The following is a 934-nucleotide window of genomic DNA, read 5'->3' on the forward strand; positions in this document are numbered from 1 at the left end:
TGACATTGACCAAGACATTCTTTATCAGGCCACAATGATACTATGGCTGATGACAAAAAAACTCCGAGCGCGTTTGATACCAGGAATTGATCGCAGCGACAGGCGAACAATACGCCTGCGCACGCTGCGGGCTGTACTGGCTGTAGACCTGAACGTAACGGGTGAGCGTTTCGTGCAAATGCTGAAATTGCCCCGCTTACGTAGACAGTTCAGCGCTTGGGTGCGCCGTGCCGGCGTGATACCTCCTTTCGTAGTCGTTGGGTGAGAGGTAGTCGGGCGCCGAGTGCCGGCGCCGGGTGTTGTACCAGCCTTCGACGAACGCAAAGATCGCCTGGCGGGCCTCGGCGTGGTTGCTGAAGCGGCTGCGCGCGAGCAGTTCGCATTCGAGCGTGGCGAAGAAGCTCTCGCACATGGCGTTGTCGTAGCAGTCGCCGACCGAGCCCATCGACGGGCGCACGCCGTTGGCGCGGCAGCGGGTGCCGAAGGCGAAGGCGAAGGCGAAGGCGAAGGCGAAGGCGAAGGCGAAGGCGGTGTACTGGCAGCCGTGATCGGAGTGATGGATCACGGTGGCGGGCCGGCGCTGACCGAGCGCCATGTCGAGGGCGGCGAGTACCAGCTCGGTGCGCAGGTGTGCGGCCATCGCCCAGCCGACGATGCGACGACTGAACACGTCGAGCACCACGGCCAGATACAGGAAGCCCGCCAGCGTCGGCACGTAGGTGATGTCGGCCACCCAGAGGCGATCCGGTGCCGGGGCGCTGAAGTCGCGCTGGACCAGATCGAGGGCCGGCACGTCAGCCGGCGCGCGTACGGTGGTATGCACGTCACGACGCCGGCTGGCGCCGCGCAAGCCGGCCGAGCGCATCAGCCGCGCCACGCGCTTGCGCGCCACCTGCACGCCGGCGGCGGCCAGTTCCGCCTGCACGCGCGGCGC

1 protein-coding gene is annotated in these 934 nt (G+C 66.0%); it reads right to left on the reverse strand.

What is annotated here, in order from left to right:
* Nucleotides 1–196: 196 nt before the first annotated feature.
* On the reverse strand, nucleotides 197–934 hold a 738-nt coding region (locus JNK74_28180), incomplete at its 5' end, for an IS3 family transposase (GenBank protein MBL7650067.1).

It is taken from the genome of Candidatus Hydrogenedentota bacterium (assembly GCA_016791475.1).
GTDB lineage: Bacteria > Hydrogenedentota > Hydrogenedentia > Hydrogenedentales > JAEUWI01 > JAEUWI01.